General features: G+C 58.5%; 10 protein-coding genes and 1 pseudogene. 3 read left to right on the top strand and 8 right to left on the bottom strand.

Annotation, left to right across the window (positions count from 1 at the left end):
• Nucleotides 1-242: 242 nt before the first annotated feature.
• Nucleotides 243-374, bottom strand: a pseudogene (locus BSY238_RS18115) (ATP-binding protein); the annotation flags it as partial.
• A gap of 373 nt (nucleotides 375-747) precedes the next feature.
• On the opposite strand from BSY238_RS18115, the gene BSY238_RS18110 reads away from it, so the two are divergent.
• The 3 genes from BSY238_RS18110 to BSY238_RS10260 are packed head-to-tail and all read left to right on the top strand — an operon-like array spanning nucleotide 748 to nucleotide 5,816.
• Nucleotides 748-1,659, top strand: coding sequence for a DUF4007 family protein (locus BSY238_RS18110; protein ID WP_223300088.1), 912 nt, complete (start codon nucleotides 748-750; stop codon nucleotides 1,657-1,659).
• Nucleotides 1,652-4,981: an ATP-binding protein gene (locus BSY238_RS10265; RefSeq protein ID WP_069039056.1), complete on the top strand. Its 3,330-nt coding sequence runs from the start codon at nucleotides 1,652-1,654 to the stop codon at nucleotides 4,979-4,981. Before BSY238_RS18110 ends, BSY238_RS10265 begins: the two co-directional genes overlap by 8 nt.
• Nucleotides 4,974-5,816 (top strand): phosphoadenosine phosphosulfate reductase domain-containing protein, encoded by an 843-nt coding sequence (locus tag BSY238_RS10260; RefSeq protein WP_069039055.1) that lies wholly within the window; start codon nucleotides 4,974-4,976, stop codon nucleotides 5,814-5,816. The genes BSY238_RS10265 and BSY238_RS10260 overlap by 8 nt, the downstream gene beginning before the upstream one ends.
• 9 nt (nucleotides 5,817-5,825) lie before the next feature.
• Here BSY238_RS10260 and BSY238_RS10255 read toward each other — a convergent pair whose 3' ends face one another.
• The 7 genes from BSY238_RS10255 to BSY238_RS10225 are packed head-to-tail and all read right to left on the bottom strand — an operon-like array spanning nucleotide 5,826 to nucleotide 20,200.
• Nucleotides 5,826-7,844, bottom strand: coding sequence for a hypothetical protein (locus BSY238_RS10255; protein ID WP_069039054.1), 2,019 nt, complete (start codon nucleotides 7,842-7,844; stop codon nucleotides 5,826-5,828).
• A 2-nt stretch (nucleotides 7,845-7,846) separates the two neighbouring features.
• Nucleotides 7,847-10,210: a sensor histidine kinase gene (locus BSY238_RS10250; RefSeq protein ID WP_069039053.1), complete on the bottom strand. Its 2,364-nt coding sequence runs from the start codon at nucleotides 10,208-10,210 to the stop codon at nucleotides 7,847-7,849.
• Nucleotides 10,211-10,242: 32 nt separating this feature from the next.
• Nucleotides 10,243-15,648: an FtsK/SpoIIIE domain-containing protein gene (locus BSY238_RS10245; RefSeq protein ID WP_069039052.1), complete on the bottom strand. Its 5,406-nt coding sequence runs from the start codon at nucleotides 15,646-15,648 to the stop codon at nucleotides 10,243-10,245.
• The gene (locus tag BSY238_RS10240; RefSeq protein ID WP_069039051.1) at nucleotides 15,642-17,177 is read right to left on the bottom strand and encodes a hypothetical protein; all 1,536 of its coding nucleotides are present in this window, start codon (nucleotides 17,175-17,177) and stop codon (nucleotides 15,642-15,644) included. Before BSY238_RS10240 ends, BSY238_RS10245 begins: the two co-directional genes overlap by 7 nt.
• On the bottom strand, nucleotides 17,174-19,282 hold the full coding sequence (locus tag BSY238_RS10235) for a hypothetical protein (protein ID WP_223300087.1): 2,109 nt from the start codon (nucleotides 19,280-19,282) through the stop codon (nucleotides 17,174-17,176). The genes BSY238_RS10240 and BSY238_RS10235 overlap by 4 nt, the downstream gene beginning before the upstream one ends.
• Entirely contained in the window at nucleotides 19,260-19,532 is a 273-nt protein-coding gene (locus BSY238_RS10230) for a hypothetical protein (RefSeq protein WP_069039049.1), read from the bottom strand. The genes BSY238_RS10235 and BSY238_RS10230 overlap by 23 nt, the downstream gene beginning before the upstream one ends.
• A complete protein-coding gene (locus BSY238_RS10225) occupies nucleotides 19,529-20,200 on the bottom strand; it encodes a hypothetical protein (protein WP_069039048.1) in 672 nt (223 codons plus the stop codon). Before BSY238_RS10225 ends, BSY238_RS10230 begins: the two co-directional genes overlap by 4 nt.
• Nucleotides 20,201-20,444: the final 244 nt, after the last annotated feature.

Here is a 20,444-nt window from a genome sequence, read left to right as displayed (position 1 = left end):
TCGAGGCTCCCTCTCGTGCCAGCTCGCCTGAGGGGAGACGAGCGTTCCTAACGCATCCGGCGCATCGCGTGTCGAAACCCTTCCGCTTTATTACGCCCGCAGCGCTGATACACACCGCGACCGGAACATCACCGGTCAGACTTTCGGAGAGGAAGCCTGATCCAACCAGACGGGCCCCTCATGTCAAACGACATCAGAAACCGACCCCCTGGCGCCATCAGGAATTGACCCCCGGTTGTTGATCAATCGGTTTGGGTTGCGGTGTTCGCGCTGGCCTGGTTAACCAGGCCAGCGCGGCGCTTCGCTTTAAGCCGGTAGCTGCCGCCGCGGATCGAGATGACATGGCTATGGTGTAGCAGCCGATCAAGGATGGCGGTGGCCACTACAGCGTCACCGAACACGCCGCCCCACGCGGCCACGGATCGACTTTTGTGAAAGCCCAACCTCTTCCACGGCAAAATTTTCTTGAAAGTTCTTTTTTATCAAATTCTTGCATCTAATAAGACAGGCTTAAATGTTCATTACGCCCCCCCCCTCTCTCCTGAAATTCACACGTGTGCTGATATCACCCAAGTGGACAACGCAATAATCTTTAAATCTGTTTGGCATTAAAAGTGGCGCGGGGTCGGCGATGGCGTCAGAAAATCTTGAGGCGAGTGACACATCATCCACAGGAGTAAGATGCGAACTGGAGGTTTCCACCAGTTCTTGCATTCATGCCACTACAAGATGCAAATGAGGACGGCTTTGAACACAGCTAATGCACACCACTTTTCCGGACATGAGACGTTTCCTCTCCGGCAAATGTGGCTAAAAAAGGTTTTTGATCAATCAGTTGCGGGCTATCGCGTTCCAAAAGCAGCGTTCTCCGATGAGAGCGCTATCGCAGCTTTTGGTGTCGGCAAAAACATGGTCAGCTCTATCCGCCATTGGGCACTAGCCTGCGATGTTTTACGTGACTCTAGTGACTCTCGATTTTTCGAGCTATCTCCTGTCGCTATCGAGGTCCTTTGCGATGGGGGCTTGGACCCATATGCCGAAAACCCAACAACCGCTTGGCATGCGCACTGGTGGCTCGCAGGAAAGGGAAACAGAGCCACGACCTGGCATTGGCTTTTCAATCATGTGACCTCACCAACCTTCACGCGACAGGAGCTCGAATCACCTTTGGAAAATTTCGCGCGTAAGCACGATCCAAAGCGACGGCTGTCGGCTTCCACCCTGTCACGTGATTTGGACACGTGCCTACGCAGCTACGCGCCGCGCTTTGCCGGTGGCTCGCCGGAAGACTTTGCTGAACCGCTGCTGGGCGAGCTCGGTTTGCTCCAAGAAATACACAAAGGCCAATACGCATTCCGAAGAGGCCCAAAAGGCACTCTTCACAACGCCCTTTTCGCCTATGCACTATTGGACTACTGGGAGAGATCGGAAGTCAGCATGAGCTCAATGGCATTTGAAACCATTGCCTACGGCGAGGGCTCACCGGGACGTGTATTCAAACTTGATGAGAATTCCATCGCTGAACGGCTGATGGGGCTGAACGATCTCACAAGTGGCTTTTTGGCATGGACGGACACAGCGGGTCTGCGCCAAGTGCATAAGCAAGCAGGAGACTCCAATGAAATGTGTCTCAACATGATTCGTAGAGCATATGACTGACGACAAAGGCCAATCACTCTCAGACTTCGTCCACATTGCGCGCCATTACCAACGCTCAATACGCGTGGACGCGGACTTGGGCCGTCTCGACGCTTTGGCAGGCTACATCTGCCACTCCACCGCGACCTCCATCTTGGAGAACATGGCTCGGCAGCTAACGGAAACCAACCAACGTTCATTCACTTGGACCGGCCCTTTCGGCGGAGGGAAGTCATCGCTTGCCGTGGCTCTAGCGAGCGCGTTGCATCCTGACAAGAAGCTACGGACCCACGCACGAAACGTACTCAAGCTCAGCGCGATGCCCGCCTTTGAAAAGGCATTCCCGACCCGCAACGGATGGCTTGTGTTACCCGTGGTAGGCAGGCGCGGAAATGTAGTCGCTGACCTGAATACCGCACTGCGCAAAGCCAAGGGCAAGAGCACCGACAACCGCAAAGTATCCCCAAGCAGCTTGATCAATGAGTTGTGTCAAACCGCTGAGGATCGCTCGCAAGACGGCGTACTAGTTATCCTTGATGAGATGGGCAAGTTTCTAGAGGCTTCGGCCTTGGGATACGGAGACGATGTCTTCTTCTTCCAAGAACTTGCCGAAGCTGCAGCACGTGCCAATGGCAGGCTAGTGATCGTTGGCGTACTGCACCAATCGTTCGCCCAATACGGCGCGCGCCTGGGCACCGAGACCCGTGACGAGTGGGCCAAGATTCAAGGCCGATACATCGATCTGCCCTTTGTCGCCGCGAGCGACGAAATGGTGGAGTTGATAGGTAAAGCCATCGAAGCAGGGCGCCGCCCGACTTGGGTGAAAGAAGCCTCCACAGCCATCGCTGATTCCATCCGTTTGCGCCGCCCCGTCGTTGGTGGCAAGTTTGCCGACGCGCTTGAAGCCTGCTGGCCGCTACATCCGGCCATGGCTGCACTACTCGGCCCGATCTCCAAGCGGCAGTTCGGCCAAAACGAGCGCAGCACATTCGGCTTTCTGGCATCGGTGGAGCCGCACGGCTTCCGCTCCTATCTCGAAACGACCCCCATCAAGTCGGCCACTTGGTATCGGCCGGACAATTATTGGGACTACCTACGCTCGAACCTTGAGCCCGCGATTCTCGCCTCTCCCGATGGCCATCGTTGGTCGCAAGCTGTCGAAGCCGTCGAGCGCACCGAGGCTAAGAACTGCAATCCGTTCTTGGTCGAACTGATCAAGAACATTGCGGTAATTGACTTGTTCCGCAATGGCTCCGGCCTGGCCGCCGACACGGCAGTCCTGGGCACAATCTTCTACAAGCAGCCCATCGCTGAGATTGAGAAGGGCCTTGAAGAGCTTTCGCGCATGCGTGTGGCTCTCTTCAAGAAGCACATCGGCGCTTGGTCGGTCTTCGAGGGCAGCGACTTCGACATCGACGCTGCCGTCGCCAAAACCTTGGCCGCCTCGCCAGGCGTCGACTACAACCACCTCGCCTACTTGATGGGCCTGCATCCAGTCGTGGCAAAGCGGCACTATCACGCGACAGGCACCATGCGGTGGATGAATCTCTCGTTGAGCAAGCTCGACGAGGCAGAACGCTTGGCCGAGAAATACGTTCCGGCCAAGGGCGAGTTCGGCCTGTTCGCTCTTGCCCTCCCCGGTCGCGGCGTTGGGCACAAGGTCGCGCAGCGTAGAGCGCAGGAGAGCTCGCGCCTGAGTCCCTGGCCGGTGCTGCTCGGCATCCCGCGTAACCATGCCCGTATCGAAGAGCTCGGTGCCGAGCTGGTGGCCCTCGAAGCCGTCAAGGAACGCCACGAACTCCAAGGTGACGCTGTCGCGAGGCGCGAAGTCCATGCGCGCATCGCCGCCGTCAACGCCACCCTTGAAGAGCAGCTCCAAGCCGCAGTTATCAACGTTCAGTGGTTCGATGGAAGCAACGAGTCCATCGAAGCCGGCGCGCGCCTCTCGCCCATCGCCTCCAACCTTGCCGACGAGCTCTATTCAAGCGCGCCGCTTGTCTGGAGCGAGCTGGTCAATCGCGACAGCGTATCGAGCAACAGCGTCAAGGCGCGCCGCGACCTACTGCACCGCATGCTTTCCCACGAGGGAATCGAGCACCTAGGCATCGAAGGTTTCCCCGCTGAGCGCGGCCTCTATGAGACGTTGCTACGCAGCACAGGAATCCACCGCGAAGTCAGCGAGGGGAACTGGCGCTTTGTGCAGCCCGACAGAGACGGCGAAGCCCGCTTCGCCGCGATCTGGCAGGCGACACGCGACATGTTCGTGGACTCGTCATCGCGCGTGAAAGCTACCGATATCCTCGAGCGATGGTCCGCCGCGCCCTTTGGGGTGAAGGCGGGCATCCAGCCAGTGCTCTTCGCCGCGTTCTTGCTCGCGCATCAATCCAATGTGGCCGTCTATAAGGATGGCATGTTCATTCCACGCCTGACGGACGCCGACATCGACGAATACCTTCAAGACGCTGGCCGCTTCTCGCTTCGTTGGGTGGTCATCGATGAGGAGAAGGCGCGCATCTTAGGTGGCATCGCCAATATCCTGACGGAAGTGGGACATGCCGCCGAGGCGCGCGACCCGCTGGAGGCTGCCCGCGGTTTGGTCGCCCTGATGTTTAACCTGCCAGTATGGACCCAGCGCACGCATCAACTCAGCGACAACGCCCGAGCCATCCGCGACACCTTGCTCAAAGCGAGCGACCCCCACAAGGTCTTGTTCGTCGACCTGGTGGCTCTGTTGGACACCAACGATGGCGACACCTATGTGGAAGCCCTGCGTGGCCCCATCGCCGAATTGGCGGGCGCATACGAAGCTATGCTCAAAAGCGTGGACTTGGCCATGCTCGAAGCCCTCGACGCCCCGCCGGCTCGCCTTGACCGTCTTAGGGCTCGCGCTGAGGCCGTTTCCGGAATCACCGGCGACCTAAGGCAAGACTCGTTCGCAACCCGCCTAGCCAAGCATGACGGCAGCACGGTGAGCATCGAGGGCATCCTGAGCTTAGCCGCCAACAAGCCGCCGCGTGACTGGACGGATCGCGACATCGACGCTGCGACGCTTGAGATCTCGAAGGTTGCCTTGCGGTTCCGGCAAGCCGAGGCGTTCGTCTCAGTCAAGGGCCGCAAACCCAACAGCGAAGCCTTTGCCGTGGTGATTGGCGCTGGCACAGGCGCCCGAATGATCTCGCGGTCCTTCGACATCACCGACCGGCATCGCCAGGCCGTGGAAACCAAGGCCGACGAGATCGCTGCCCAACTGCAAAAGGAAGGCCTGGAAACGGATGTGTTGCTTGCCATTCTGGCCAAGGCGGGCATGCGGCTGACGGCTGACGAGGAGCAAGACCATGGCTGATCGCCATGTTCTCGGACTGTCGGGGGGCAAAGACAGCGCTGCGCTGGCCGTGCACATGCGCCAGGCGCACCCCGAGCTGAACATAGAGTATTTTTTTACCGACACTGGGGAAGAGCTGCCAGAGGTGTATGAATTCCTTGGCCGCCTTGAGGGTTACCTCGGTAAGTCCATAGAGCGGCTCAACCCGAGACGCGACTTTGATTTTTGGCTGCGTGAATACAACCATTTCTTGCCCTCGCCACAAACTCGCTGGTGCACCCGCAAGCTCAAACTTACGCCGTTCGAGCAGTGGATCAAACCGATGATCGCCGCCGGCGACAAGGTCACTTCATACGTGGCCATCCGAGCAGACGAAGACTATCGCGAAGGCTACTCCTCCAAGCAGGACAACCTCAGCGTGTCCCTGCCCTTCCGCACGGCAGGCATCGACAAAGCCGGCGTGATGGACATCCTGGAATCGTCGGGCGTTGGCTATCCCAAGTACTACGAGTGGCGGTCACGCAGCGGCTGCACGTTTTGCTTCTTCCAGCAAAAGATCGAGTGGGTGCGCCTTAAAGAGCGCCACCCCGACAAGTTCCAAGCGGCCAAAGACTTGGAGAAAGACGCCTTGGAGCACGGCTCTCCGTTCACCTGGTCGTCAGGCGAATCGCTGGCTGAGTTGGAGCAGCCCGAGCGGATCGCCCAGATCGTGGCCGACTTTGAGAAGCGTCGGGAGCGCGCCCGCGCGGTGATCCCGATCAACCCGCTGCGCCCTGTCCGTTCATGCCCGGAAGACATCGACGATGTCTATGGCGAAGACGAGGGCAACGGGTCTTGTGTGATCTGCCACAAGTAGGCTTGGTCGTCAGGCGCTCCGCTCGACAACAACGGTCAGTTGCGGTTGGCCAGCAGCAGCCTCGGCGTGCACGAGGGCTTTGAACGCGGTGCCGAGAGCGTTATGACTCTTCACCCTGGTCATCAAGACCCCGGCAAGTTGCTTGTCGGCGCGCCAACCCTTGCGAAGCGCGGTGCAAAATAGGTCAGCATCCGAAGCTATGCCGAGCTTTTCCAATTCGTTCCTGAGCCACAGCGAAATCCAGACGCAAGCGTCATCCTGAAAGCTGTATTGATCACCTTCAAGCAATAGAGCGAAAATCTTCCCGGTTGTCGGATTCTCCAAAACAGTGGCGAACTTCCGATCCAGTGTCGGCTCCTGAAGGAACACCCTTGCTTTCATCATCGCCGGCCGAATCATTTTTTGGGAAGCCGAGCGCGAGATGTGATTGCTGGTGTCAGCGACCACATGCGTAGCGATATCGCCCCTTAGGCGCCCAATCACGCGAAGGCTCTGTTCACGCGCGCGTTGAACGACTTCGACCAACGGTAATGCCAAAACCTGGCCAACTTCGATGTCCAAGTCGAATTCACGTGGACCCGAGCCATCATCAAACTTCAAGTTTCGAGCAACCAACCGCGGCTTTGTTGAAGGATCCGGCTTCTCCCATGTCTGAAGTTCACGCGCCCGCGCGCGCGCAAAGATCAAGCAGCCGCTGACGTTCTCGTCTCGGCTTATGCCATTCAAGTCGCATTGTTGGGTAATATGAACGAGGCAGACCGAGTCGGTTTTCAACTCGGGGCCGGCCAGAACAGAGCCAAATGGCAAGCTTCGACTGATATTCTTTGCCGCTTCAACATCCGGCGCGATGAACGACATCGACGGAATCGCGCCGATCCATGTGAAGTGCGAGATTAAGTTTCGCATCGCGTGCACGTCGGAAGTGGGCGCGATCAGCCTGTTCTCAATTGCCTTCCCGTCGGCAGCCAGCAGTGCGCGAAAAATCTCGTCCAATTTAGACATACTCCTCGAGACACTCGCATCTTCTTCAATATGGACAAGATGCTCGCGCGCGAGCAACTCGTGAAGATGCTGGTCAAACGGGTCGTCATCGCTAACTGACGCAAAATGAATCTGCTGCATGGCCGATGCATCCAAATTCCAAAGCGTCGCAGATGCTTTCTTCTTGGCGGCATCGAGAGCCATAAGCCAATTGGCCATAAAAAGCCGCATCTCGCGAGCCGCCGGTCGCTGACGAGTCAATTGGTCAAACCCGAGACGCAAGCCTGGAGCGCCGAAAGCCTCAACCGTGATCTTCTGCTTGGGAAGAATCAACAGACCCGCCGCACTGATTTGTGACTTTTCGCTGAAACTCTGCTTGTTCTGCTCGAGTTCCTCGTGAGATGACATCAGCACAATGGGAGGAATTTCATTTCCAGCGGCGGCCTGAGAGACTGTTCGCATATAGGCAGCTAATCCATCGACGGGATTGGCTTCTCCATTCTCCAGAAACAAGTCTAAGAATAGAGCGTCGAACTGCAATACGTCCTGTGCCGGAGGACGAGGAGCAGATCGAATCTCGATCGCAAAATGCGAGGCGGGAAACGCTTCACGCACGGCGGCTTCTAACTTTTTAACGCGAGCCGCACGCTCAATGAAAGGATTCAGCAGCGCCTTCAAGTCCTCGTGGGCGCCTTGGGCGAATGCCTCACTCAAAATCAAATTTGAAACGGCATCGTCTGAACCAAAATACTCTGCTACATCATTAATGTCGCCAGCCATAAGCTCTGCAATTGACGCAACTGTGAGGCCCACCTGCCGCAGGTATTCAAATCGCGGATCGTTGACGTCAGAAATAACGTCATAGAAATCTGGAATTACTCCCCTGATGTGCTCACGACGCAAACCCGCCAGCTCGTCATCGACCACAAGTATCCTCTTGAGTGCAACAGCCTGCCCCTCGGAGGCCTGAACAGCCCGTGGGGGCGCATCAACGGCCACAAGGGCATTGGCCAGTACAGCTTCCAAGTTGATATTCTGTTCGTTCATTTTTAGCTTTCCTTGGGCAGCTCAAGCACAAAGGTTCTCAATCTCCCGTCAGCATCGCTCGTCGAATCGAGATACAGTTTTCCGCCGTGATATTCAACGAGCTCGCGAGCGATGTAGAGGCCCAACCCTTTGCCCCTTTTCCGGGTGGTGAAGTAGGGTTTGAAGACATCTTCGCGATACGCAGGATCGATTCCCGGCCCATTGTCGGATACGGAAATTGTGAAAGCCTTCGAGTCTATATCGACAGACATGCATCGAACAACGTCTGGCTCACGAAGGCTTTGCTGCACCCAATACACAGAATTGGTCAAAAGGTTCTCAAGAACTTGAGCTATCAGTCCCCTGACAAGCTGAACGTCGAGTCGTTTCCCAGCGGGATCTTCGCCATCAACGGTCAACTCGAATTCAATCAGATGGCGCTTGAACCTAGCGTCAAACCCTGCCAAGACAGTTTTTGCCTGAGATATGACATCGTAGCGCTCCTTACGATTGCGCCCAGACGGACTCATAACGTCAATTGATCGAATCCGCTTATTTGTGGCGGTGATCTGGGTCTGCAGGTTATCAACCAGTGACACCATTGCGGAACTCGTTCCCTCCGACTTTTTGAGATCAGAGAGCAATTCTCCCGTCTTCTGGGTCAGGCGTGTAAGTTCATGGACAACAATTTCAACGACTAAGCCAATATTGGCTAACTCAAGCAGCTCCACTCGCGTCTCGCGAGCAAGCTGAAGTGCATTTCGAATAGTTTCGACATACTCGACTTGACCCTGCAGAGCACGTCGAATTTCATCAAGCTTTGGCTTCGCGGCTGGAATCGACCGGCCTATTTCTTCGACATTTCGCAATGTCTGACGTAGCGAATCCTCAGACTTCTTAAGACTCTCATCCGTAGATTCCTCCTCGATGGCATGCTTTACTTCAAGTTGCTTCACAGCATCAATGTGCGCACGCAGGTCTTTGACAATCACGTCGCCAAGTAACGTGACAAGCAAATCCTGCTCTGGGCAGGAGACCAATCTCTCTCGATTTGCTGCATCGACAAGGTAAGGATTAGTCTCTGATGAAATATTGACGCTGCCCACGGTCTGATACCGATTGAGCGTAAAACCTTTGGTTCGGAGAGCTTTGGCATCCCATTCAAGCCAGTCGTCATCCATCCCACCTGTTTGGCCGACACGAAATCCGTCACGGTAGATTGCAAACCCTCCGCACCAAACATTTAGCTCATCGATTATCTTCTTCTTCGAGTGTTCAATGCTGCCGTGGATAAGCGATCTATTAAACCAAAGGCAACTCACTGAGAATGGTCCCAAGCGCCGGCAGATTTCTATGGGTACGCTCGCCTCGCGTGAAATTTCCTCAAGCGTCCAGCTTCTGGACTCGGCGCTAGTAGCGCTTCTCCAAGTGAGATCGCGTCTTAGTGCCACGGAGGTAGCTGAGTCTCCGGGCATGTATGTGATTTCAGTCTTGAACTGCGCACACTCTGTTAGCCAGCGCGGCAACGGTACGACGGGCAGCCTGTGTCCGTTTAAAAGAACATCTATGGGGTAAGGCCGCCTGCGCGAAGAGACTGGATCTTGTAATCTGCGAATGAACTTATTGAGAAATGCTTGCACCTTGGTGGCTGACCAATTAGCAATAAGTCCTCGTATCGTGATGACCGTTCCATGAGCATCGGGGGTGTCGTTTTGCCCGCGAACAACGTGAAACTTTACTTCTCCGAGATATGCAGCCGGATCGTCAAATTTTCGCCAATCGAAAGTGATCGAATGCCAACACCGTTCGCCTTCGGTCTTGGATTCGACGATTGCGATATCGCCCAGCTTCATCATGGATAGACGACCAATTCCCTTTTCGCCCAAAACCAGATGCTCTCTCTCTTTCCTGGTTTTCTTTTCCAAGAGTTTGTTGGGCGTCCCAACAACCATGAATCTATTCTGGAGATTCGAAGCCGACATTCCTTCGCCGCTGTCGCTTATCTGAATCCAATAGTCGTCAAGAAGAAATTCTTCGATGCATTTTGCCAAGTCACCGCGCGTGGCGGAATTTTCCTTGAAGAGGTCCAATACTTGGGCTCGCTGATCCAAATCCAAATCAACGGAGATCGCTTTTTCGAGCCTTTCTAGCGCGGCGACCTTGGAAAGTTTTTCGGATAAGAGCTGTTCACGAACAAGCGCGACGGCGCCTGCATCCGCTGGCGCTGATATTGCCACCTTCGCCCTAGGCGAGCGGGCATCAAAAGCATTCTTAATTAACTCATAGAGCGCCATCTCATCAGACGTGATCAGTTCAGCGCCGAGCTGCCTCATGGCGCGCGCCGCTATTCGAAAAGGCTGGCCTTCTTCATCAATTGAATTTGTCATACTTAATTTCCTTGGGACATCAGCCGACCCAACTATGTCATGTTCAAACTTGAGGCGCGAATCGCTGTAACCGCCAAGGCAATATCGTCGTCAGACAGGAACGGCGCCTGAGCGAAAACAATTCCTTGCTCGCCATTGAGCTTTGCAGCCATATGGCCCCGTCCGAGCAGCAGTTCGGCGCCTGGACGATCAAGCGCAATCTTTGACGTGGCCTCGCTGGCAACCTTTAGGATCAGCCGGTTGCCGAGGTTCTCGCGCAACTGCATGGGCATCACGTCTTTGTCGGGCCGCTGCGCTGCGAAGGTCAAATGGATGCCTGCGGCGCGTGCCTTCACGCCAAGCCTCTGCACCGCGGCGCTAACAGCGCCCTTATAGCCATCGTCAAGCATCCAGTCAGCGAATTCGTCGTGGATAAGGAAAACCATGGGCAAACGAGCGTCGGGGGCTGCCTTTGCGTTAAACGTGGCCAGGTCTCGCGCGCGAGCTTGGGCGAACGCCCTGTATCGGCTCTCCATCTCCTCGACCAGTGCTCCCAACACTTCTGTCGAGCGATCCTTGGTCGTGATGATCGCCTCGCGCATGTGCGGTAAGTCCTCCAACGCCGCATAGTCCACGCCCATCTTGGGATCAATGAGGATGATCTGGGCCAGCTCCTTCGGGTTGGTCGCGGCAATATCCAAAAGAATCGCTTGGATCAGCACCGACTTGCCGCTGCCCGTGGCCCCGGCCACCAGAGAATGCGGTTCATGCGAGGACAGGCCGCCGAACTCGCCGCCGAGATTCAAATAGAGCAGCGAGCCATTAATTTCTTGAAGCCCCAGGACGAAGGAAGTGTTGATGCCGGCCATGTTGCGGTTGAGCTGCCGCTTGGCCCATAAGTCCCAAAGCGACACCGCCTGCCTCTTGACCCCGGCAATCGTCACCACGATCTCGCCTGGCTTCGGCTGAACCGTCACCAGGTTGATGGCGTGGGTGGTCAGAAGTTGAGTGCGCTTGGCCTCAATGTCCTCGACCCTGAGACGATCAGAACCCGCCAGGCGTACCAAGCAGCCATTGGGCGTCTTGCGCGTGCCCAAGACCGCAGCCTGCAAGCCGTAGCTGTTCAATGCTGTCTTGAGCTTCTTGGTGGTCTCCTGCGCCCAAGCTTCGCGCTCGTCGTCCGCCACGGCCAAGCCCGCTTGCTTGGCGGCGATCAAAGCCGACAAATGCGCCCCCATCGCGACCGCGACTGGCGATGGCGCGACTACGGCAGCGCTTTCAGTGGCGGGCGCCGCGGAGGCGGTCTGCGCCGGAGCGGGCACTGGCTGGACCGACGGGGGCTGCTTAATCGGCTCAGGCGCGCCAGCGGCTTCCTGCGCCTGTTCCGGCTGCGGCCCGAGCTGCTCCATCATGGCGTGCCAAGCCACGCGCGCGGCCGGGCGGTTGAACGCGACGGACGTCCAAGGCTCTGAGCCGCCCAGCTGTGCCCGAGCGCCGGTTGCGCCTGTTCCCGCCGCATAGGCTTCCACCAGTTTGCGCAGTTCTGGCCGGTCAAACACCTCTTGCCAGGCTTGGACGCCATCCGTATTGTCGATCTCGATCTGCTCGGACGCCGATTGGGACTGGCCTGCTTCGGCCGAATGGACGAAGACCTGGGAATAGCCACGCAAGCCGATGTCCACGTCGCCTTCCCGCAGCTTCGAGCGTGCCCGCTCCAACAGGCCGGAGAGGCCTGGCGGAATCTCAGCGTCGATCAGCAAGTCGGCCAGGCGCGAGAGCCACACATCGCGGTCAAGGCGGCCAGGGTCGCCAAACAAGGCCGCCCGGAAGGTCGTCAACGTCGCCATGAGTTGCGCCTTCGATGAGCGCTTCGCATCAGCTAAGCCATCGGCGGCAACGTATTTGGATTCGACCACTGCGATGCGCAGCCGAATCCCGTCGTCCGCCTCTTCGACACAAAGGGCCAAGATGTCGGCGATGCGACTTTCGCGCTGGGCCAACCAATCGGCGTAGTCGTCCAGCAGAAAGAATACGCTGAACGATTGGCCCACGCAGGCCTGGGCTGCAAACTCCTCGGCAACCAGGTGGCAGCTGAGGACAAGCCCGAGCATTTCGCCGGCAGAGACGCCGCGCTTGGCGGCGCGCAGAACGATGTCGCCGGAGACGGACAAGGCATCCTTCTTCATCCGGGCGGCCACGGCATCAAGCTCATCGGAGCCAAGAGAGAGACCCAGCTCGCCGAGGCGTCGGCGAATCAGCACGCCGAGCAGGCGCAGCTCGGATGTCGAGCTCACGATCATGTTGCGGCCGTTGGTGGACGCTCGGCGATACCGGACCACCGTGATGCCGTTGTGCTGCAGTTGCCGCTTATCAAGCAGCTCATCATAGGTGGCGACCCACTCGGCCAACGCGTGCGCGTCGTTCATGGTGGAAGCCAGCGCCTCATGCTGCAACGAAATGCGGCGGGCGGGCAGGTAGCGTGCTCCAACCGGCGCATCGGCTTGGCGATGCACCGCCGCCACCGCGCCGACATAGGCCCATCCCGAAGCCGTCTGCCACGGGCAAGTCAGGAAGGTGGTTGATTTGAGCTCGTTTTCGCCGGATACGCTTCGATAGGACCAGCGCGATGGAGCGTGCTCCAGACTAGGCCGGTCGTTGGTCCAGTCCACGGAGAGCCACTCTTCAACCGCCGTGCGCGACACTACGTCATGCAAGAACGCGACGTCGAAGGGCTTGAAGCCGCCTTCGTCTTGCCCTGGCGTGGCCGACGCCGGAGTCACCGCGATGCGCAGCTTGGAGATGAAGTTGTCCGAGGTCTCGCTGACCACTGGCAGCTCCGGGTCGTCGCACGCCTTGTTGACCAGCTCGGCATAGACCCGGCGCAGCTTGGCCGAATCGCTGTGCCTGACCGACACATTGCATTGGAAGTCGTCCTCGGTTTGCAGGCTAGCAAGTTCGCGCACGGTGGCCAGCGGCAGCTCAGCCGCGTCGGCGTTGTAGAGCAAAACGCTGAGGTTAGCCGCCTCGTGGGGCTGCAGACCGATGTAGCGCTCCAAGAGCTCACGAGCCTGCTTGGCGGCGGCCGTCGGATCAACATCGGTCATTGAGTCCTCTTCGCCGCGGACCGGCCGCTCAAACAGGCTGTATCCGTTGACGGTGCTGCTCTCGGCGACAAGCAGCGGCTCGCTCCCGCGCTGCAGGACGGCGATCTCGGGATAAAACGGATGTGCGAGCTCCTCTGAGAACTCCCGGAAGAAGATGTCGCGGTGCCCAAAGAACACGCTGTCGTTGGTGAGCAAGTGGGTCACCAAACCCGCAACGCGGCGAGTCTTGACCGCCAGCGCCTTCATCCGCTCGGGATGCCAAGGCGGAATGATGAGCGACGGCTGCGCGCCCGAAATGCGGGCCGTGCCAATCGAGAGCACTTCGGCGACTAGCCTCGCGCGGCACACATCACCTCGTGCGTGCACCATTAGCGCGTTGAGGAGCGTCGAGAACGACTCAGCCTGCCGTAGGACGGATTCGCCTTGCAGGCCCGTGTCGATGAAGTCCTTCAAAGCCAAGATATAGTCAGCCTCGAACGCATCCCATGCAGCGCGCAACTCGTCGCGCTGCTCCATGGTCAGGCGTCCCTCATTAGCAAGCTCCTTCATCCGGTCCTTGATCTCGGCCCGCAAGCTGCGCAGCTTGTTGGCTGGGGGAATCAGCGAGCCGGCGTCGCGGGAGAACGTGGCCTCCAGCGTCCCAGTGTCGAGCAGCGAGACGCTTTGAACGCCGCCTTTCTTGCTGACCAGGCGGCGCGGAACTTCGGTGCAACCGACCGCACCCTTTTCCAGTAACCGCCGCATGTCCGAAACCAACGCCAAGCCAATGGATTCAGGCCGGTAGCTCCACACAAGCTGCGACTTGTCGATGACATTCTCGCGTTCGCCAATGCGCTGCACGAGCGCCACGTCGAACTTGATCTGCACCGCGTTTCGGGCCAGCGACGATACGGGCTTGAGCGTCGCGCCGCGAAGCTCCTTCTCCTTGGCGAAAAACTTCTCATAGTGGAACAGCGGGTCGGGAAGGTTGCCCACGCCCATGCCCTTGACCTCCCACTTCACCCGGGAGCCCATCAGCTCCTGGATGCCGCGATACATCGCCGAGAAATAGCACCCCACGTCATGATTGAAGCGAGTGCGCCACTCAGTCCGGCCCTTGTTCACCGTAAACCGCAGGAGCCGCTCGCCGGCCATATCGTCGGCGCCAGCCAAAAGGTGGTGAGCCACGCTCGCAAAGCCATCAAGAAAGTCATTGCACTCGATGGCCTTGCCGAAGATCGCCTTCTCCCAGCGGGAATGAAGCTGCCGCGATGGCTCCATGAAGCGGCGGTGCAGCTCGAAGAAGACCTTGTCGTCATCATTCCACTCGGAGCGCTTCTCTCGCGCCTTGAGATCTTCAAGGTGGCGCTTCCACTTTTCGTCAAGGGCTTCTGCGTCGTCGCAGTCATGCTCGAAAAACCGCAACGTGTGCTCGGCAAGACCTTGGAGCTTTTCCTTCGGCTTGTCGAAGATGTGGCACACACCATCGGTTTCCCATTCGAGCTCTGCCACGTCAGCAGCGGGCTGGTTCTCGCCCATAGGTGCGTTGATGAACGCCTCCAAAGCGACACGCGCGGCATCGGTGATGCTGGCCGCGTTGTCCTCCAAGCGCTGGCGCATTTCGTCGGGGTCCAGCGGCTGGCCGTTGGGCCGCAAGCGCAGCAGCAGCGGAGCGCGGTGGGCGAAGAGCTTCTCGAACGCCTTCTTCCATGGCTTGTAGGACGCACCGTAGGTTTTCGCGCTGGCGAAGAAAGCGGTGTCCCGAGGCAAGCCAACCTTCGGCAGCGACCAGCCAATAGCGTCGCGAATTGGCAGGCCGCGCGTCGCCGACATTGCTTCGGTTACGTGGGCGCAGAAATCGCCAAGCTGAACCAATGACAGGTCGTAGGCAGAGATCAGGCCTCTGAGGGCAGAGCGGAACACCTGCCGATCATCGGGAACCGGCGCCATTCCAGCGACATGGCATGTCGCATCGACCCATGCCTCTTCGTTCGCGCGCAGCTCCTTGGCCCCCAAAGCGGTAACGTGGCCCAAGGTGTCGGCCAGGTTATGCTCGTTGCCGTTGGCCGTGAGGATCGCCTCTTTGCTCGTCTGGGCGTTGTTGCGCACGAAGCCAGCGTTGTGCTGGATCAGAGCCTCGGGAGGCAAGCCCTGGCCCTCGACCAGCGCCTCGGGAATCATGAGATCAACGCGCGCGGCCAAGTCGTGGTTGGCAAGCACCGCGCGGACCACCGAGGCGACCTGGGAAGAAGACAGCTTGTCGAGGCGGAACAGCGCCGCCGAGTCGTGCGCCGAGCCGTCGGCCTCGCGAGCGTCACTGATGCGCTTAGCCAGTATGTCCGCGCCGACGCGCCCAATGATTCGATCGGTCAGCAATTTTCTTCCCCCTTGAACCCAAACGGGTTTTCCACGAACGAGCAGGAGTCGGACAGCCGCCGCACCAGCCCAAGCCCCACCAGCCGCGCTTCGAGGTTGGCGCGGTTCTCGCTGAGCACTTCCTGGTCCACCTTCTTGTCGGCGACCAGGCGCGAGCCCTCCGCGTCGCCAATGACGATCCCATAGCGGCGCTTGGCCTCGGTAAGGAACTCGTCGAACTGCATCCGGTCATCGACAATGGTGACCACCAGTGTCTTGATGAGCCGGTCATTTGGTGCATACCGCGTTCGCCGCGCAAGGCGACGGGAGCTCAGCCCAACGGCGCGCGACCACGACGCGTGAATCTTGTTAACGTGCTGCTCATGGCGCGAAATCGCCATCTCCACGAGCTTCTCGATAAGCTTGTCGCCAGACATGCACGTGTAGTCGGCTTCGTCGTCCGAATCGGCCGACGGCCACTGGAACAGCTCGCGCATGATGCTGGCCTGCGCCGCGTCGGGGTAATCCGATTTGGACGCAGCCTCCCACTCGGGCAGCAGGCGGGTTTGCTCGATGGACGCGCGAATAGCCTTGACCGAGAGCCCTTGGTTGAGCTGGTAGCTGTCCCCCGACAGGGCGCGAACCTTTGTGCGCTCTTTGGAGACGATCTCGCAGACGAACTCCACGGGTTCGGCGTCGCCGGCCTGCGTCTTAGCCTGCTCCAGGAAATACAACAGGAGATTGAGGCCCGCCGACGTGATCAAGTGCTCCAAGGCGTCATAGATGGGCATGTCCTTGGCCAAGATCGCCAACCAGTCCTCGCACAGCTGATCAAAGCGCGGATGGGACGCGTGGGGCAGGTAGCCAACATCACGCGAATTCGACGCCAACTGGGGCTCGCCCTGCATTGCCCGCACGAGGCGGTTCATCGGAGCGGAGCGGTTGAACAGGCGCTGCGAGAGCTGAGCTCCGAGCTGCGGGCCGCGGGCCGCGCGGCTGAGCATCAGGTAGAGCAATTCGCCCGTGCGGGCAAAGAACCGGCGGTCGTTACTCGCGCCGCCCGAGTCAATCCGCAAGTCCTCGAACAACGCGTCAGGACCGAAGGGAAAGACGAACTTAGAGCTCCAACGCTTGTTGCTGCGGGCCTCGAAGGCCGACGAGCGCAGCAGTTCGATGGCCTTGGCGAAGTCGTCAAAGCTGGAAAACGCCTTGCGCAGGTAGCCCATGTCGTGGTCGCCGAGCTTGGTGGCGTCCTGGGCGAACAACGCGCTCCACTCGCGCCACTTCTCGTCGTCGGGGATCGATCGCTCGCGGATGGCCTCGACAAAGGGGTTGTTGAACAGCAGACCGCGCAGGCGGATTTGATGCTGCGGCCGATATCGCACCTTGTCGCTCGGCGTGGCGACCAACGGGCCGTCAAGGTTTGAGCCCAGCACGCCCAAGAACTCGAGCACCGTCAAATGCGGCAACTGCTCGTCATAGAGGCGGTGACCCCAAATGTGCTCGTCGACAGCGAAATCGACCCGGTCAATGTCAATGCGCTGCCTCATTCGGAAATCCTCACGGTGATGGGCCGAGAGAACCCGTGGCCGCCCTGCTCGATGTCGATGAAGTTGAGCGTCAGCGAGCCGCTATCAGCCCCTGCCTCCTCGTCGTCGTCCTGCTGGCTCCGGTTACGGATGAGCTCGGCCTTGCGCAGCAGCTTGGCCTTGAACGCCAGCATGTCCTCCAAGCACTCATTGGAGAAGCTGCCCGGCAGCGCGCCCTCGGAGACCCGCGAGAGAAACTCAAAGCGCACGGGCGTGAGGTCGAAGGCCACGGAATCGACTGCGCCTTGGACCAGTGACACCTCCAGACAGGGACGGCCCGTCTTCGCCTCGAGCTTGACCGCCATGCCGACCCCATTGAGCCGGCGCGACGGAGCCTCGGTGTCGCACAGCACGCTTACGCGCGACTGGGTGAATCCGCCAGAGCTGGCGACGAAGATGCGGTCCACGTTGTCGACCAAGAGGCCTGTCATCACGCGATTGAGCCCGCGCACGAGTCGGCCGCGCGCGGTCTCGGCGACGGGCTTCTTGTCGAGCAGGGCCGCACGCATCTCCAAGTATTCGCCCGCGAAGCGAAACACCGTCATGGACCAGAAGGGATAGCCTTTCTCATCCGGCGGCAGCGTGAAAAACAATCTGCGGCGCTGCTCCTGCAACAGGTCCATGAAGCCGGCCGCGCCGCCGTCAATGCGGGCGGCCTCCTCGCCTTCGAGATACTTGTCTTGGGCGCTCAACAGCCTCGGCGTCGCCCCATAGACCGGATCGCTGCCGATCAAGCGGGCAAACGCCGGCGCGAGCTTCACGTCATCTTTGCCATAGACCAACAAGCCGTCCGCGCCATTGGTGGTTTCATCGCCCACGCCGAAGGCCGCCATCGCCTTGAACACCGGCCGTTCGCCAAGACGGCTCTTGGGCAGGTTCGCGCCGAAGGCATTGCTGTAGACACTCGCCCGGTCCACTGCCCCTTGCTCCTGAATCCACGCAACCTCGGCGCAGGACATCAAGCCGTCCTTTGCGTCGCGATGGCCCAAGATTATGTTGGCGCACAGCGCAAGCAAGTCCCGGACTGGCAAATGCTGCCCGTTGAGCCTGGCGATCTCGACGAGGTCGCCAAGGCGGCGCCCGAGCTGCGCGCCATCGCCGGTCCCGAGCAAACGCTGCCGATTCTCGAAGATCGGGCAGACCTTGCCACTGGACTTCAAAGAGCACCGATCGCAGTTGTTCCACTCGGCATGGTCGGCGACCGCCGCGACCACTTCCTCCAAAGCCATGCGCCCTACGCTGCGGCTTAGATCGAATACAGCGAGGCGATCTGGCTCCTGCGCCGCCTGCAAAAAGAACTCTTGAAGCGGCTTGCGCAAGGGATGATTGCGCCCTTGCCGGCGCCCGAGGTCGCGAAGCCGGTCGAGCACTTGGCCATGGTTGGCTGCCAAGATAACTATTTCACTGTCGTCGTCGCCGAGCACCGACTTTTCGAGGCGCGCCAAAGGGGCGTCGCTCTCTTCGCCATTGAACTCGCTGAGGTCCTTGATAAACACTGCCAAGCGGCCATCGACCAAGCGATACTCCTTGATGTTTCCCTTGGCGGCCCAAGCGCGAGAGTCACCTCCTATAGCTGTCCACAGCGCGCGACAATGATAGGTCTTGCCATCGCCGGCTGTGCCCGCGATCAAGACTGAGCCGGGTTTGCCCGAGGCGACATGCGCCTTCATCGGTTCTAGCATCGGCGTGCTCAGTGCGATAGGCTGCACCTTCGCTCGGCCCACAGCCCCAGCCACATATTCGTCATACATCGTCAGATTGTTGGGTGTTGGGCCATACGTGCGTAAGAAACGTACCCACGTACTTGATGGAGGCTGCATATACGGTTCAATGGACATGATTGGTTGATCTTGCAATTGTGGTTTATCCATGACAAGCGTTTTCGCAGTTTTGGCTGAGACCTTCCGTGCGCTGCGATCTTGTACTCGGCATCTCGGATGTTTTTTCATGCAAGCGCCGGGAGCTTGCTGAAATGGTTCACGTTCAACTTCATATACACCGCTTTGCATCTCGCGACCGATACGCGCGAGGTCTGACCCACCCTCAGTGACGGTGAATACGCTCATGGCGATACGCCGTTGTAACGACATTGCCTGAGTCGCTGATAACGACATAGACGTCAAGGTGGGACTCAATCGCCTTGGCCAGCGGCCCTGCGAAAGACTTAACTCGGCGACGCGCTCGCTTGTCGAGGTAAAGCTTACTTGTGCCGTTGCCCGCGGGCTCAGCTGTTCCGAACCGCAAGATCAACTCAACGATCAGGGCAGGGATGGCCCGCTGTTGCATCCTCACTGCAGCGTGATCGGAGTAGTTCATCGTCCGCTCCCTTTGTCATTTTTCACTTCAAAGAGAAAGTCTTCGAACTCCTCCATCGTATGCTTCAGCTTCTTGAACTTACTTGTCGTTGGCACCATTGCATCATCGACGAAGCAAGTTGCCCACATCAGCCCTGGTAGTTCGACGAGGTAAAGCCCGAGCCCATGTTTAGCCAATATCGCCTGCCGAAGGTAAAAGAACGGGTCATCACGCACTTCTTCCATCGCTTTCATGGGGCTCGTCGAGAAGGGCGCGCCGTAGTCATTCATTCCACCTGTAGTCGATGAGACGCCAAGTCTTTTCAGCATCCTGTCTTGCCCGCGGAACAGGATGAGCAATCGGCAGAAGAAAGCATCCCGAACCAGGTTGTGCCGCTTTACAGCTGCATTGAGCCGGTCGGCGGTTGTCTTCTGAATCTCGATGTTGACCGCCTTGAGCTCCATTTTTTCATTTTGGTAATTTTGAGCTCTATGGAGGGCCTCGCTGATGAAGCGATTTCCACGAACGCTTAGGCTCATACCCTCGAGATCATCCTCGAGATGTGGGATCTCGCGCGAAAGTACGTGATCGAGGAAGGGCGCGCGTTTTAAAAACAAGCCATCAGCCTGCGTTGAGAAGGCATCCCACAAGGGCACTGGGACGCGGAAGGTAACTTTCGTCTTAGTCATGTTCTTGATTCCAAGTGATTGAGCTGACACCCTCAAATTAGCAAAGCATTTTCTGTAAAGGAATTCCTTTATTTAAAGGGCGAGCGACAAAATAAGCACATTTGCGCGTCTAGCGTGCGTCACCGCTCTGCCACTACTTGAACTTGGCGTGCTTCAAGTCGGGTCTCTTTCGATCGGCTCCCCCCTTACGCGAACAGAGTGACCTGCTCCCGACTTTTCGGACCACTTGAAACTTGAGAGGATG

This window comes from Methyloversatilis sp. RAC08, assembly GCF_001713355.1.
Classification (GTDB): domain Bacteria; phylum Pseudomonadota; class Gammaproteobacteria; order Burkholderiales; family Rhodocyclaceae; genus Methyloversatilis.
Note: the sequence above shows the minus strand (reverse complement) of the source record. Positions and strands in the feature narration are given on the sequence as shown.